General features: G+C 67.3%; 12 protein-coding genes. 8 read left to right on the forward strand and 4 right to left on the reverse strand.

Annotated elements, in window-relative coordinates; all coding sequences use genetic code 11:
* The first annotated feature begins 17 nt into the window (after nucleotides 1-17).
* The 5 genes from corA to KXS11_RS14955 all read left to right on the forward strand — a co-directional run bounded on the left by corA (nucleotide 18) and on the right by KXS11_RS14955 (nucleotide 4,756).
* Nucleotides 18-1,142: a magnesium/cobalt transporter CorA gene (gene corA / locus KXS11_RS14935; protein ID WP_437386397.1), complete on the forward strand. Its 1,125-nt coding sequence runs from the start codon at nucleotides 18-20 to the stop codon at nucleotides 1,140-1,142.
* 150 nt (nucleotides 1,143-1,292) lie between these two features.
* On the forward strand, nucleotides 1,293-1,721 hold the full coding sequence (sdhC, locus tag KXS11_RS14940) for a succinate dehydrogenase, cytochrome b556 subunit (protein ID WP_437386398.1): 429 nt from the start codon (nucleotides 1,293-1,295) through the stop codon (nucleotides 1,719-1,721).
* Entirely contained in the window at nucleotides 1,721-2,167 is a 447-nt protein-coding gene (locus tag KXS11_RS14945; RefSeq protein ID WP_437386399.1) for a succinate dehydrogenase hydrophobic membrane anchor subunit, read from the forward strand. The genes sdhC and KXS11_RS14945 overlap by 1 nt, the downstream gene beginning before the upstream one ends.
* A gap of 16 nt (nucleotides 2,168-2,183) precedes the next feature.
* Nucleotides 2,184-3,986 (forward strand): succinate dehydrogenase flavoprotein subunit, encoded by a 1,803-nt coding sequence (sdhA, locus tag KXS11_RS14950; protein WP_437386400.1) that lies wholly within the window; start codon nucleotides 2,184-2,186, stop codon nucleotides 3,984-3,986.
* Nucleotides 3,987-3,988: 2 nt separating this feature from the next.
* Nucleotides 3,989-4,756, forward strand: coding sequence for a succinate dehydrogenase iron-sulfur subunit (locus KXS11_RS14955; RefSeq protein WP_437386401.1), 768 nt, complete (start codon nucleotides 3,989-3,991; stop codon nucleotides 4,754-4,756).
* 134 nt (nucleotides 4,757-4,890) lie between these two features.
* Here KXS11_RS14955 and ptsP read toward each other — a convergent pair whose 3' ends face one another.
* Nucleotides 4,891-6,549, reverse strand: coding sequence for a phosphoenolpyruvate--protein phosphotransferase (ptsP, locus tag KXS11_RS14960; protein WP_437386402.1), 1,659 nt, complete (start codon nucleotides 6,547-6,549; stop codon nucleotides 4,891-4,893).
* 89 nt (nucleotides 6,550-6,638) lie between these two features.
* Here ptsP and KXS11_RS14965 point away from each other — a divergent pair, with 89 nt between their 5' ends.
* From KXS11_RS14965 to trpS, 3 genes are read left to right on the forward strand one after another with little or no spacing between them, the layout of a single operon-like run.
* Nucleotides 6,639-7,964, forward strand: a complete 1,326-nt coding sequence (locus KXS11_RS14965; protein WP_437386403.1) for a YihY/virulence factor BrkB family protein — start codon at nucleotides 6,639-6,641, stop codon at nucleotides 7,962-7,964.
* A 9-nt stretch (nucleotides 7,965-7,973) separates the two neighbouring features.
* Nucleotides 7,974-8,819 carry an exodeoxyribonuclease III gene (locus KXS11_RS14970; RefSeq protein WP_437386404.1) on the forward strand — a complete coding sequence of 282 codons (846 nt, stop codon included), beginning with the start codon at nucleotides 7,974-7,976 and terminating at the stop codon, nucleotides 8,817-8,819.
* 54 nt (nucleotides 8,820-8,873) lie between these two features.
* The gene (gene trpS / locus KXS11_RS14975; RefSeq protein WP_437386405.1) at nucleotides 8,874-9,878 is read left to right on the forward strand and encodes a tryptophan--tRNA ligase; all 1,005 of its coding nucleotides are present in this window, start codon (nucleotides 8,874-8,876) and stop codon (nucleotides 9,876-9,878) included.
* 177 nt (nucleotides 9,879-10,055) lie between these two features.
* Here trpS and KXS11_RS14980 read toward each other — a convergent pair whose 3' ends face one another.
* The 3 genes from KXS11_RS14980 to KXS11_RS14990 form a co-directional block, all read right to left on the reverse strand.
* Complete coding sequence (locus KXS11_RS14980) at nucleotides 10,056-10,955, reverse strand: hypothetical protein (protein WP_437386406.1); 900 nt, start codon at nucleotides 10,953-10,955, stop codon at nucleotides 10,056-10,058.
* A gap of 752 nt (nucleotides 10,956-11,707) precedes the next feature.
* The gene (gene glpK, locus KXS11_RS14985; protein WP_437386407.1) at nucleotides 11,708-13,222 is read right to left on the reverse strand and encodes a glycerol kinase GlpK; all 1,515 of its coding nucleotides are present in this window, start codon (nucleotides 13,220-13,222) and stop codon (nucleotides 11,708-11,710) included.
* 102 nt (nucleotides 13,223-13,324) lie between these two features.
* Nucleotides 13,325-14,077 carry an MIP/aquaporin family protein gene (locus KXS11_RS14990; RefSeq protein ID WP_437386408.1) on the reverse strand — a complete coding sequence of 251 codons (753 nt, stop codon included), beginning with the start codon at nucleotides 14,075-14,077 and terminating at the stop codon, nucleotides 13,325-13,327.
* Nucleotides 14,078-14,107: the final 30 nt, after the last annotated feature.

Consider the following 14,107-nt stretch of genomic DNA (forward strand, 5'->3'; position numbering starts at 1 on the left):
CGGCTGGAGGTATGCGCATGGCCGGACGGAATGTCCTCGGGATCCCTCTCCCCTCCTTCGGCAGCAGACAGCCGCCGCCCGCCCCCGTCGGCCCGCCCGATGCGGCCGACCTCGACGGCCGGAACAGCATCGTCAACGCCTGTGTGTACCGCCACGGCTCGCGCAGTTCGACCCTGACCTCACTCGAGGACACCTTCCGCGCCCTCCACGAGACACCGGACGGCGTCGCGTGGATCGGGCTGTACCGGCCGGACGCCGGGGAGCTCGGTGTCCTCGCCGCGGAGTTCGGCCTGCATCCCCTGGCCGTCGAGGACGCGATCACCGCCCACCAGCGCCCGAAGATCGAACGGTACGACGACGTCCTGTTCGTCGTCCTCCGCGCCGCGAACTACGTCGACGAGACGGAGACGGTGGAGTTCGGTGAGTTGCACGTCTTCGTCGGTCCGAACTTCGTCATCACCTTGCGGCACTCCGAGTCCCCCGACCTGTCCCAGGTCCGCGCACGCATGGAGCAGGAGCACGAGCTGCTCGCGTACGGACCGCAGGCGATCCTGTACGCGATCATCGATGCGGTGGTCGACGGCTACGGCCCCGTCGTCGCAGGGCTCGCGAACGACATCGACGAGATCGAGGAGCAGGTCTTCGTCGGTGAGTCGCAGGTCTCCCGCCGCATCTACCAGCTCTCTCGGGAGGTCATCGCCTTCGAACGCGCCACCCATCCACTGAGCGACGTCATGCATGCGCTGGAGCAGGGCAGCGAGAAGTACGGGGTCGCCGATGAGCTCCGCAGGGGTCTGCGCGACGTCGCCGACCACCTCACGAGCGTCAACCAGAAGATCGACGCCTACCGCGAACTCCTCCGCGACATCCTCACGGTGAACAGCACGCTCGTCGGACAACGCCAGAACGAGGAGATGGCGAAGATGACGGAGGCGAGCCTCAATCAGGGAGAGGACGTGAAGAAGATCTCCTCGTGGGCGGCCATCCTGTTCGGTCCGACGCTCATCGCGGGCATCTACGGCATGAACTTCAAGCTGATGCCCGAGCTCGATTGGTGGTTCGGCTACCCGATGGCGATCGTCATGATGGCCTGCACGAGCTTCATCCTCTACAAGGTGTTCAAGCGGAGGAACTGGCTGTGAACAGCGGGTGGACGCACGGTGTCTCGACTCTCTCGACGTCGAGACACTTAGGCCACCCTTAGCGGCGGAAAGACGCCTGATCCGCCTACACTGGTGCGCAGCGCGCCGCAGAACGATCTGCTGCAGATAGTGAATCTCAGGGAGGACCTCGTGACCGCGAGTCTCACGCGAACGTCACCGTTGGAATCCACGACATCCAAGCGCCCTGCCGGCACCCTCTACCGGGGCCGCGAGGGCATGTGGTCGTGGGTGCTCCACCGGATCACCGGTGTCGCCATCTTCTTCTTCCTCCTGGTGCACGTGCTCGACACGGCGCTCGTCCGGGTCTCCCCCGAGGCGTACAACGCGGTCATCGGCACCTACAAGAACCCGATCATGGGTCTCGGTGAAGTGGCCCTCGTCGCCGCCATCGCGTACCACGCGTACAACGGCATCCGCATCATCCTCATCGACTTCTGGTCGAAGGGCACCAAGTACCAGAAGCCGATGTTCTGGATCGTGATCGCCCTGTGGGCCATCACGATGCTGGGCTTCACACCACGCCACCTGATCAACGTGTTCAGCGAGATGGGCCACTGATGACGACGATCGCCGCACCCCGCACCCCTGCCCGCCCCGCCCGCAGCAAGGGCGTCAACTGGGAGAAGTGGGGCTGGATCTACATGCGCGCCTCCGGCGTGATCCTCCTGGTCCTCATCTTCGGCCACCTGTTCGTCAACCTCATGGTCGGCGACGGCATCAAGGCCATCGACTTCGCGTTCGTCGGCGGCAAGCTCTCGAACCCGTTCTGGCAGTGGTGGGACGTCGCGATGCTCTGGCTCGCGCTCATCCACGGCGGAAACGGCATGCGCACCCTGGTGAACGACTACGCCACCGGACGCACCATCCGCGGCGTGCTGAAGATCGCGATCCTCGCCGCCGTCGCCATCCTCATCATCCTCGGGACGCTCGTCGTGTTCACCTTCGACCCGTGCCCCGCCGGCGCGCCCGCAGACCTGCTCGCCTCGTTCTGCCCCGCCAACTAAGCAACGAAAGCCCAGCGTGACTACAGAAACCAGCGAGTCCACCGTCATCGACGGCATCCACTACCACCAGTTCGACATCGTCATCGTCGGTGCCGGTGGTGCCGGCATGCGCGCCGCGATCGAGGCCGGTCCCGGCGCGAAGACGGCCGTCATCTCCAAGCTGTACCCCACCCGCTCCCACACGGGTGCGGCACAGGGCGGCATGGCTGCGGCCCTCGCGAACGTCGAGGAGGACAGCTGGGAGTGGCACACCTTCGACACGATCAAGGGTGGCGACTACCTGGTGGACCAGGACGCTGCGGAGATCCTCGCCAAGGAGGCCATCGACGCGGTCATCGACCTCGAGAACATGGGTCTGCCCTTCAACCGCACGCCGGAGGGCAAGATCGACCAGCGTCGTTTCGGTGGCCACACCCGCGACCACGGCAAGGCTCCCGTCCGTCGTGCCTGTTACGCCGCCGACCGCACCGGCCACATGATCCTGCAGACGCTGTTCCAGAACTGCGTCCGCCTCGGCATCAACTTCTTCAACGAGTACTACGCGCTCGACCTCATCATGACCACGGTCGACGGGGTCGAGAAGCCCTCGGGAGTCGTGGCGTACGAGCTCTCCACCGGCGAGATCCACGTGTTCCAGGCCAAGGCGATCATCTTCGCCACCGGCGGCTTCGGGAAGATCTACAAGACCACGTCGAACGCCCACACCCTGACGGGCGACGGCGTCGGCATCATCTGGCGCAAGGGCCTCCCGCTCGAGGACATGGAGTTCTTCCAGTTCCACCCGACCGGCCTCGCCGGGCTCGGCATCCTCCTCACCGAGGGCGCCCGAGGCGAGGGAGCGATCCTCCGGAACGCGAGCGGTGAGCGCTTCATGGAGCGCTACGCGCCCACCATCAAGGACCTCGCGCCACGAGACATCGTCGCGCGCTGCATGGTCCAGGAGGTCGCAGAGGGTCGTGGCGCAGGCCCCAACAAGGACTACGTGTACCTCGACTGCACGCACCTCGGCGCAGAGGTCCTCGAGACCAAGCTCCCCGACATCACCGAGTTCGCCCGCACGTACCTCGGCGTCGACCCTGTCACCGAGCCGGTACCCGTCATGCCGACCGCGCACTACGCGATGGGTGGCATCCCCACGAACGTCAAGGCAGAGGTCCTGAGCGACAACGACACCGTCGTCCCCGGCCTGTACGCCGCCGGCGAGTGCGCCTGCGTGTCGGTGCACGGCTCGAACCGTCTCGGCACCAACTCGCTGCTCGACATCAACGTCTTCGGGAAGCGCGCCGGCAACAACGCCGTCGAGTACGTCCAGAACGTCGACTTCACGCCGCTGCCGGAGAATCCCGCCGGATTCGTCAGCGGCCTCATCGAGCAGATGCGGAACTCCAACGGCACCGAGCGGATCTCCACCATCCGCAAGGAGCTGCAGGAAGAGATGGACCGCAATGCGCAGGTGTTCCGCACCGACGAGTCGCTCGCGGGTGTCACGGAGACCATCCACAACCTGCGTCAGCGCTACCAGAACATCGCCGTTCAGGACAAGGGCAAGCGCTTCAACACCGACCTCCTCGAGGCCATCGAGCTGGGCTTCCTGCTCGACCTGGCCGAGGTCGTCGTGTTCTCCGCTCGCAACCGTCAGGAGAGCCGTGGCGGCCACATGCGCGACGACTTCCCGAAGCGCGACGACGAGAACTACATGAAGCACACGATGGCGTACCTGTCGGGTGACCCGCACTCGGCCGACGCCGCAGACCACATCCGGCTCGACTGGAAGCCCGTGGTCATCACGCGCTACCAGCCGATGGAGAGGAAGTACTAGCGATGAGCACCGCAACCCTCGAGAACCCGCCGGCTGCTGCGCCGGAGGAGATCAAGTCCTTCACCGTGACGCTGATCATCCGCCGCTTCGACCCCGACGTGGACGCCGAGCCGCGCTGGCAGGACTTCGACGTCGAGATGTTCCCCACGGACCGCATCCTCGACGCCCTCCACAAGATCAAGTGGGAGCAGGACGGCTCGCTCACGTTCCGTCGCTCGTGCGCCCACGGGATCTGCGGCTCGGACGCGATGCGGATCAACGGCCGCAACCGTCTCGCCTGCAAGACCCTGATCAAGGACCTCGACATCTCGAAGCCGATCTACGTCGAAGCCATCAAGGGCCTGCCGCTGGAGAAGGACCTCGTCGTCGACATGGATCCGTTCTTCGCGTCGTTCCGCGAAGTCCAGCCGTTCCTCATCCCCGGCAAGCCGGCGGAGAAGAACAAGGAGCGCGTGCAGTCGGTCGCCGAGCGCGCTCGGTTCGACGACACCACGAAGTGCATCCTGTGCGCAGCGTGCACCTCCTCCTGCCCCGTGTTCTGGACCGACGGTCAGTACTTCGGGCCGGCAGCGATCGTGAACGCGCACCGCTTCATCTTCGACTCCCGCGACGACGCCTCGCAGGTCCGTCTCGACATCCTCAATGACCAGGAGGGTGTGTGGCGGTGCCGCACCACCTTCAACTGCACCGAGGCCTGCCCACGTGGCATCCAGGTGACGCAGGCGATCGCCGAGGTCAAGCAGGCGATGATCTCGGGCAAGGTCTCCTGACCCACCCGGTCACGCACCTCTCGTTCGGTCCAGCGCGGTGCGCTGGACCGAACGCGTGTTTCTGGCGCGAGCGCACCCCTCCGGAGGGCAGCGCTCGCGCCAACGCACCGCGCTGACGGCGCCACCGCCGAAGTTCACTGCTGGGCTGCGGACCTCGCGTCGGCCGCGGATGCCGCTCCGAGGGCGTCCATCGCCATCGCCCGAGCGGCCTCGAGCGTGTAGCGACGCAGTTCGCTGCGGACCTCGCCGAGTGCCGCCGGCGTCACCGACAGGCTCGTCGCCCCGAGGCCGACCAGTACGACCGCGAGCAGGGGGTCGGCCGCGGCCTCACCACACACGCCGACCGAACGCCCCGACGCGAGCCCGGCGTCGCCGACGAGTTTCACGAGTCGCAGCACTGCCGGGTGCCACGGATCCTGATAGGCGGCGAGCGGCCCGAGGAGCCGGTCGGCTGCGAGCGTGTACTGAGTGAGGTCGTTGGTGCCGATACTGACGAAGTCGGCCACACCCAGGATCTGCGCCGCCAGCAACGCGCTCGACGGAACCTCGATCATCGCGCCGGCGGTCCGCAGCCCGAGCTCCTTCGCGAGCGTCACGAACGCTGCCGTCTCCGCGAGGTCGGCCACCATCGGCGCCATCACCCAGAGCTCCGCGTCGTTCGCGTCCTGCGCGAGCGCCAGGGCCGTCAGCTGATCGCGCAGCACCGCTTCGCGGGCCCGCAAGGCCCGCAGCCCGCGGACGCCGAGCGCCGGATTCGGTTCCGCCGTGCCCGATCCGAGGAACGCGAGCGGTTTGTCAGCGCCGGCGTCGAAGACCCGGACCACGACGCGTTTCCCGGAGAACGCGGCGAGGAGTGCACCGTATCGCTCCGCCTGTTCTGCGACCGGCGGCGGGTCTCGGCGATCCAGGAAGAGCAGTTCGGTCCGGAACAGGCCGACGCCCTCGGCACCGAGTGCGAGCGCTGCAGCAGCACCGTCGATCGAACCCAGGTTCGCGAGCAACGGTACCGGCGTCCCGTCCGCGAGCTCGCCCGGCGACCGCGGCGACACCCGCACTCGTGCGGCGGCGGTCGATCGCGCTGTGCGCACCTCCCGTTTCGTCGGCGAGCCGGTGACGACGCCGGCACCCGCATCGACGAGGACGATCTCGCCGTCCTCGAACGTCTCGGCACCGGTGACCCCGACCACCGCGATCAGCGACTTCTCGCGGGCCAGGATGGCCGTGTGCGAGGTGGCGGAACCGCCGCTCGTCACGAGCGCGAGCACCATCGAGAGGTCGAGCAGCACGGTGTCCGCGGGCGCGAGGTCCGCAGCGACCAGCACGAACGGCTCATCCGACTCGGGTGGCCCGGGCGTCGGACGACCCAGCAGCCTCGCGATGACCCGTTGCGAGACGTCCCCGACGTCAGCGGCACGAGCCGCCATCGCCTCCCCGAGGTTGAACAGCATCTGCTGCACGGTCGCGAGCGCTTCGAACACGGCGCGCTCCGCAGAGCGACCGGCCGCGATCCGCGCAGCGACGTCCTCGGCGAGCGCCGGGTCCTCCGCCATCATCGCCTGGGCTTCGAGCACGTCCTGGGCGTGGCCGCCGGCACGCTTGGCCCGTGCCTCGAGCTCCGCCCGGGTCGCCGCCAACGCAGCCGCAGCACGCTCCTGCTCGCGGACCGGATCGCCTGTGAACGGTTCCTCGGAGGGCTCAGGCAGGTGGTCGGGCATGCGCAGGACCGGACCCGCGACGACGCCGCGGCCGACACCGGTCCCGATGAAGGTGCGCTGTCCCACAGCCTCGTGCATGGTTCGACCCTAGTGCACCGCTTTCTCGCGCCGGAAGGAGCGGCGCACACCGTCCGATCAGCGCGCGGACCCGCTTGTAGGCTGTCTGCGTGACCAGTCCGCGCGCATCGACGAAGCCCTCCGCCGACGCCGCGGAGCGCTCCCGCGGAGCCACGTCCGACAGGCCTCGCCGGACGCTGCAGCAGAGCCCGACACCGCTCGTGTTCCAGAAGATCCAGAACAGCGAGAACCCGTTCATCCGTCGTCTCGCTCCTCGTGCGGCGACGGCCGAGCGGGCGACCACATGGGTGATGCGCCTGAAGCCCTACCGCGTCGTGATGCATTACCTCGCGAAGGACGGGAACCTCCTCGCCGCCGGTATCAGCTTCCAATCCGTGTTCGCCGTGTTCGCCGCCGTCTACGTGGGCTTCGCGATCACCGGCATCTGGCTCGGCGGCAACCCGGAGGTGTTCGACGCGCTCGTCGACATCATCAACCGTGCGGTCCCGGGACTCATCGGGACGGGCGACACCGGCATCATCTCCACCGAACAGCTCTCGAGCGCGACACTGCTCGGCTGGACCGGCGTCATCGCGGCGATCGGTCTCATCTGGACGGCCATCGGATGGCTGTACTACTCGCGGCAGGCGGTGCGGTCGATCTTCGCGATGCCGAAGATCGCCGCGAGCTTCTTCCTCCTCAAGGTGGTCGACTTCGTCCTCGCGCTGGCCTTCGGCGTCCTGCTCATCATCTCGGCGGGTCTCTCCGTGGCGAGCACCCAGGCGCTCAGCTGGCTGCTCGGGATCGCCGGACTCGAGAACACCTTCTGGGTGACCCTCGGCAGTCGCGCGGTGGGACTCGTGGTCGCCGTCGTCGTCAACGTCGTGACCCTCGGCGCGATGTTCCGCGTCCTCAGCCGCATCCAGATCCCGTGGCGGAACCTCTTCGGCGGTGCACTGCTCGGCAGCATCGTCCTGTCGCTCCTGAGCGTCGTCTCCAGCGCCGTCATCGCCGGAGCCTCCCGCAATCCCTTGCTCGCCACCTTCGCGGTGTTCATCGGACTCATGCTGTGGTTCAACCTCGTGAGCCGGATCATCCTGCTGTCCGCGTCATGGATCGCCGTCGGGCTCGACGACCAGGGCATCAGCGTGCGCCGCATGACCCCGGAGGAACAGGAGGCTGCTGAACTCGCCGCTCGTGAACTGGTCGCGCGGGCTGAGTTGCGCCGAGCGCAGGAGGCGGTCAAGGCCGCGCGTGGGCCCTCGAGATGGTTCGCGCGGGGTCGGCTGCGCCGCGCGGAGGAAGCCGTCGGCGAGGTGGAACGACAGCTCGACGCCCGACACCCGAAGACCGTCGTCGGCGGACGCCACGAGCCCGCCGCTCCCCGTCATCAGCGCGACGAGCCGGACCATAGCCGTGTCAGGGGCCGCGACTAAGCTGGAGACATGTCTGCCCCGCTTCGCATCGCCAGTGTCAACGTCAACGGGGTCCGCGCGGCCTTCCGCAAGGGCATGGGCGAGTGGCTCGAGACGAGAGGCGTCGACATCCTCGCGCTGCAGGAGGTCCGGGCGGCCACCTCAGACCTCGAAGGCCTGTTCGGCCCCGAGTGGAACATCCTCCACGATGCCGCCACCGCCAAGGGACGCGCGGGCGTCGCGATCGTCAGCCGGCGTTCGGCAGGCATCCATCGTGTCGCGTTCGGCGCAGACGATTTCGACAGCGCCGGCCGGTGGCTCGAGGCCGACTTCGACGTGGACGGCACGCTCGTCACGGTGGTGAGCACATACGTGCACTCCGGCGAAGTCGACACCCCGAAGCAGGTGGAGAAGTTCCGCTTCCTCGACACGATGCTCGAGCGTCTGCCGGCCCTGCACGCGCACAACCCGCTGTCACTCGTCGTCGGCGATCTCAACGTCGGACACACCGAGCTCGACATCAAGAACTGGAAGGGCAACGTCAAGCGCGCCGGCTTCCTGCCCGCTGAGCGTTCCTACTTCGACCGTTACCTCGGTGCCGCCGGTGAGACGGTCACGGGCGTCGACGGCGTGACCGGTCCCGGCCTCGGCTGGGTCGACGTCGGCCGCCAGGCCGCCGGCCCCGTGCCCGGCCCGTACACCTGGTGGTCGCAGCGCGGCCAGGCCTTCGACACCGACACCGGCTGGCGCATCGACTACCACCTCGCCACCCCGGAACTCGCTGCACGAGCCTCCGGCTACACGATCGACCGTGCCGCCGCCTACGACCAGCGGTGGTCCGACCACGCTCCCGTCGTCGTCGACTACGCCATCTGACCCCAGCACTGCCCCGTCCGGCACCGAGCCGCCACACCTCTGCGAGAATCCATCATGACCAAGCCACGCCTCTACTCGGGCATGCAGCCCTCCGCCGACTCCCTGCACCTCGGCAACTACATCGGCGCTCTGCTCCAGTGGAAGCAGATGCAGCAGGAGCACGACGCGTTCTTCAGCATCGTCGACCTGCACGCGATCACCGTTCCCCAAGACCCGGCAGAACTGCGCGAGAAGACGCGTCGGACCGCGGCGCAGTACATCGCCGCCGGCATCGACCCGTCCGTCTCCACGCTCTACGTGCAGTCACACGTGCCTGCGCACGCCCAACTCGCTTGGGTCTTGAACACCATCACGGGCTTCGGCGAGGCCGGCCGCATGACCCAGTTCAAGGACAAGTCCGCGAAGCAGGGCCGCGACGCCGCCTCGGTGGGCCTGTTCGCCTATCCCATCCTCATGGCAGCCGACATCCTGCTCTATCAGACCGACATCGTCCCTGTCGGCGACGACCAGCGACAGCACATCGAGCTGACCCGCGACCTCGCTGAGCGCTTCAACGCGCGGTTCGGCGAGACGTTCGTCATCCCGAAGGCGCAGATCCAGAAGGACTCGGCGCGCATCTACGACCTGCAGAATCCGACGTCGAAGATGTCGAAGTCGGCCGAGACCCCGGCGGGCATCGTCTGGCTGCTCGACGAACCGAAGGTCACGCAGAAGAAGATCATGCGGGCCGTCACCGACACTGATGGCGTGATCGCCTTCGACGCCGCGGAGAAGCCCGGCGTGTCGAACTTGCTGAGCATCTACTCGGCGATGACGGGCACGTCGATCGAGTCCGTCGTGGCCGAGTTCGAGGGTCGTGGCTACGGCGACCTGAAGAAGGGCCTGGCGGAGGTCGTCATCGGCGAGCTGGAACCCGTGCGCGCACGGGCGCTCGAGCTCCTCGACGACCCGGCGGAACTCGACCGTCTGCTCGCCGTCAACGCGGCCCGCGCCAGTGAAGTGGCAGAGGCGACGCTCGCCCAGGTCTACGACCGCATGGGGCTCCTGCGCCGCGCCTGAGCGGAGTTCCCGCCCGCTCGAGCGCCGCTCACACCTCCTGCGGACCCCTCCGTACCGCGCTGCGTCGCCGCACCGTCCGGGCCGGCCGACTCGCCCACCGTGTCCTCGCAGGAGTTGTGCCCATCTCCCGGTGCACAACTCCTGCCCGATGCGGCGGTGGGCCAGAACGACCGGCAGTCACGGCGGATGGATCAACCTCGTCGCGCGACCCGCAGGAGTTGTGGTCGTCTGACCGAGGAGACCGGAGATCGCCGAGGCGACGAGTCCTGGCTCGTGAACGACATGCTGATAGAGGGGCCGCAACGACATGAGCCCGCGCGATGCCGCCTGCAGATCACGAGTGCGGTCGAGCACCGCGTGCTCCCAGCCTTCGTGGTGAGCTCGGCTGTCGACCTCGACGAGCAGTGACCCCGCCACGAGGAGGTCTCCCCGTCCGCCGTTCTCAAGACGCGGTTGCACCTCGTACGGCAAACCGAGACGCCGCACGATCAACCGAACGAGCGTCTCCGGTCCCGACTCGGCTCGTCCGTCGACGAGTGGTTGGAGCGCGCGGAAGCGGGCTGGCACCATCGCGAACACGCGGCGAAGATCCGGTTCGTCCACCAGCCCGAGATGGACGGCGCTATCGAGCGTCGCGAGGGCCATCCGGGGCGTCTGACATCGCATCGATTGCGCCAACGCGTCGATGACCGAGACGTCCAAGGCGTCGGGCGGACAGCGCTTCTCAACCGGTCGCCAATGGAGCACGAACCCGCCACGGTCACTGGCCGCCAGTTGCCCCTCCGTTGGTTTCGATCCGCGAAGTCTCGACGCTGCACGATCGACATGCACATGGACCCGGCTCGAGTCGAACACGAACACACCGAGTGCGGTCAGCGTGGAGAGACACGCTCTCCGACCGTCGATGCGCACGGCGGCACGGATGTCCTCGTCGAGGCCGGGAAGCGCGTAGTGATCGCGTCGAACGCGGATGATCGTTCCGTCGCGGACGGCCCGAGTGATCTCGCGTCCGCCCATCCCCTCCTCGATGAGCGAGGAGCGGGCGAAGATCGTGGGGGCAGTCCGGACCGAGTGCATGCGTTCATCGTTGCGACGCGCATGGGACCGTGAGCTACGACCGATGGCTATGTTGGCAGTCCCATCAGGCGACGACCCTGTGGATCACGGTCGCCCCGGCACCCTCGGCTCGTCATCATGCGCACAACTCCTGTGGAACTGCGCTTCTCGCGCGATTTCCGACGTTCCAGTCCATGTTCGCTCCGTGGAGCAGGAGTTGCGCGACCAGACCAGCGCCGCCAAGCGCGCAACTCCTGCTCGTGACCTCGCACACGGAACAGGAGGCTCGGGTTTGCGGGCAAACAGTACCCTCAGCTCCGAGGAGAAGGAGTTGTGAACGTGGGGATGCTCGGCGGAACCAACCGGGAAGCCTCAGGCGGATGCGCAACTCCTGCCCGCCGGACGTACCAGGGTTGAGCGCCCGCGCTGGCCAGGTCATGACCGCGGTGGGGCCGGCGGAGAGCAGGAGTTGTGCACCACACCAGCGGACACGGCGGAGAGCAGGAGGTGTGCGCCACACCGGCGGACACGACGGAGAGCAGGAGGTGTGCGCCACAGCTGCGGACACGACGGAGAGCAGGAGTTGTGCGCCACAGCTGCGGACACGACGGAGAGCAGGAGGTGTGCGCCACAGCTGCGGACACGACGGAGAGCAGGAGGTGTGCGCCACAGCTGCGGACACGGCGGAGAGCAGGAGTTGTGCGCCACCGCTTCGGATACGGGAACGGCCCGCCCTCCGCGAGGAGGACGGGCCGTTCCGGTGTTGGTGCTGACTACTCCACGTCGTCGTCGACCCAGTCGAACGTCTTCGTGACGGCCTTCTTCCAGTTGCGGTAGAGGCGGTCGCGCTCGGCGGAATCCATCGAGGGCTCCCAGCGCTTGTCCTCCTGCCAGTTCTTGGCGAGGTCGTCGAGGTCGGACCAGAAGCCCACCGCGAGACCGGCGGCATAGGCCGCGCCGAGTGCGGTGGTCTCCGCGACGACCGGCCGGATGACCGGGACGCCGAGGATGTCGGCCTGGAACTGCATGAGCGTGTCGTTGGCGGTCATGCCGCCGTCGACCTTGAGCTCGGTGAGCGGCACGCCCGAGTCGGCGTTGACGGCGTCGATGACCTCGGCCGTCTGGAACGCGGTCGACTCGAGCGCCGCGCGGGCGATGTGGCCCTTGTTCACGTAGCGGGTGAGACCGACGAGCGCGCCGCGGGCGTCGGGACGCCAGTAGGGGGCGAACAGACCCGAGAACGCGGGCACGAAGTACGCGCCACCGTTGTCCTCGACGGTCTTGGCGAGCGCCTCGACCTCTGGAGCGGACGAGAACATGCCGAGGTTGTCTCGCAACCACTGCACGAGCGAACCGGTGACGGCGATCGATCCCTCGAGCGCGTAGTGCGGCTTCGCATCGCCCAGCTTGTAGCCGAGCGTCGTGAGCAGCCCGTTCTCCGAGTGCACGATCTCTTCACCGGTGTTGAAGATGATGAAGTTACCGGTGCCGTACGTGTTCTTCGCCTCGCCCTGCTGGAACGCGGCCTGACCGAACGTGGCGGCCTGCTGGTCACCCAGGATGCCGGCGATCGGCGTCTCGCGGAGGAGGCTGTCGTCGGAGGCGTGGCCGTAGACCTCGGAGGAGCTCTTGATCTCCGGGAGCATGGACTTCGGCACCCCGAACGCCTTGAGGATCTCGTCGTCCCACTGGAGCGTCTCGAGGTCCATGAACAGCGTGCGGGACGCGTTGGTGACGTCGGTGACGTGGACGCCACCGTTGACGCCGCCGGTCAGGTTCCAGAGCACCCAGCTGTCCGTCGTGCCGAAGAGCAGGTCGCCCGCTTCAGCCTTCTCCCGCGCACCCTCGACGTTCTCGAGGATCCAGACGATCTTGGTGCCGGAGAAGTACGTCGCCAGCGGCAGGCCGACGGTCTTCTTGAAACGCTCGACGCCGCCGTCTGCCGCGAGACGGTCGACGATGGCCTGGGTGCGGGTGTCCTGCCAGACGATCGCGTTGTAGACCGGCTGACCGGTGGTCTTGTCCCACACGACAGCGGTCTCACGCTGGTTGGTGATACCGATCGCGGCGATGTTGTGGCGGGTGATGTTGGCCTTGCTGAGCGCCTGGCCGATGACCTCGCGGGTGTTGTTCCAGATCTGGTTCGGGTTGTGCTCGACCCACCCTGCCTTCGGGAAGATCTGCTCGTGTTCCAGCTGACCGGTCGAGATGATCGATCCGCTCTTGTCGAAGACGATGGCCCGGGAACTGGTCGTCCCCTGGTCGATTGCGATGACGTAGTCCGCCATTGGAGATACTCCTTCGTTGCGTGCGTTGCGAGGTGAGACACCGGAACCGGTGCCCCGGGGTGCTGCACGACGGCCGGGGTCGACCGTCGTGCAGCGTCAGGGTCAGACTGCCGGGAGCAGCACCATCGAGAGCAGACCGGCCAGGACACCACCGATGAGCGGGCCGACGATCGGCACCCAGGCGTAGGACCAGTCGCTGGTGCCCTTGCCCTTGATGGGGAGGAGGGCGTGCGCGATGCGCGGGCCGAGGTCACGGGCAGGGTTGATGGCGTAGCCGGTCGGTCCACCGAGGGAGGCACCGATACCGACGACGAGCAGGGCGACAGGCAGGGCGCCGAGCGCGGCGAGGCCGGCCGGGATGGCTGCACTGGTCTCGACGCCGGGTCCGACCTTGCCGAACGACAGGACGACGAACACCAGGACGAACGTCGCGATGATCTCCGTGATGAGGTTCCAGCCATAGCTGCGGATCTCAGGACCGGTGGAGAACACGCCGAGCTTCTTGCCGGGGTCCTCCTCCTGGTCGAAGTGCTGCTTGAAGGCGAAGTACGTCAGCACAGCACCGATGAACGCACCGACCATCTGGGCGGCCCAGTACACGAGCGCTTCGACGATCGTGATCTTGCCCACCGTGAGGAGACCGACGGTGACAGCGGGGTTCAAGTGCGCGCCCGAGGCGTAGGACACCGTCACACCGGCGAAGACCGCGAGGCCCCAACCGAAGTTGATGAGGAGCCAACCGCCGCCGAGCCCTTTCGACTTCGTGAGGATCGCCGTGGCGACCACACCGGTACCGAGGAGGACGAGCATCGCCGTCCCGACGGTCTCGGAGAGGAAGATAGTTCCGAGGTTCATGTCTTCATTGACCTTTCATTGGTGTGGCCC

It is taken from the genome of Plantibacter flavus, assembly GCF_051487245.1.
GTDB classification, from domain to species: domain Bacteria; phylum Actinomycetota; class Actinomycetes; order Actinomycetales; family Microbacteriaceae; genus Plantibacter; species Plantibacter flavus_B.